The following is a 512-nucleotide window of genomic DNA, read 5'->3' on the forward strand; positions in this document are numbered from 1 at the left end:
TTAGTTGGAACAATTACAAAGCAATTCGCTAGGTTCGTTAACTATCGACCCTCAATTATATACTGACGTAACAGGTTATATATTATTGTCCTTTGTGTCGGGTCATATTTTGGGTCGTATTTTAAAAGTCCTCGGTCGAGGTTAATCATTAACTTAGTAAAGAGAGTAAATACTATGAAATTTATCAACGTCATGAAAAAACATGCTGCAACTATCGCAACTGGCGTAACTGCTGCCGTAGCTTCTTCAAGCTCATTTGCTATTACCGTTCCTGAAGCTATTGATGCTGCGGTTACTGCTGGCCAATCAAACTACACTTTAGTCGTTGTTGGTCTAATCGTAATGGCTGCTACTGGTTTTGGCTTAAACATGATCATAAAGGCAATGCACTAACATGGTAGACCTCGTTTCGGACGTCATCACTATTCTTATTGCTCTTTCAACTGGTGGGGCTTTCGTTTACGGGGTCTACACTGGTATCAACGCCTCCTGATTGGGGGCGTTTTTTCTTA

Annotated in this window: 1 protein-coding gene; it reads left to right on the top strand. The window is 40.6% G+C overall.

Annotated features, from left to right (window positions below; all coding sequences use genetic code 11):
- The first annotated feature begins 174 nt into the window (after positions 1 to 174).
- Positions 175 to 393: a hypothetical protein gene (locus PL85_RS18500; protein WP_088733365.1), complete on the top strand. Its 219-nt coding sequence runs from the start codon at positions 175 to 177 to the stop codon at positions 391 to 393.
- The last annotated feature ends 119 nt before the right edge of the window (positions 394 to 512 follow it).

It is taken from the genome of Vibrio anguillarum (genome assembly GCF_001989995.2).
GTDB classification, from domain to species: Bacteria; Pseudomonadota; Gammaproteobacteria; order Enterobacterales; family Vibrionaceae; genus Vibrio; species Vibrio anguillarum.

Bases quoted from the DNA above. Each gene is read 5' to 3' on its own strand.
- PL85_RS18500 (WP_088733365.1), top strand. From the start codon at position 175: ATGAAATTTATCAACGTCATGAAAAAACATGCTGCAACTATCGCAACT.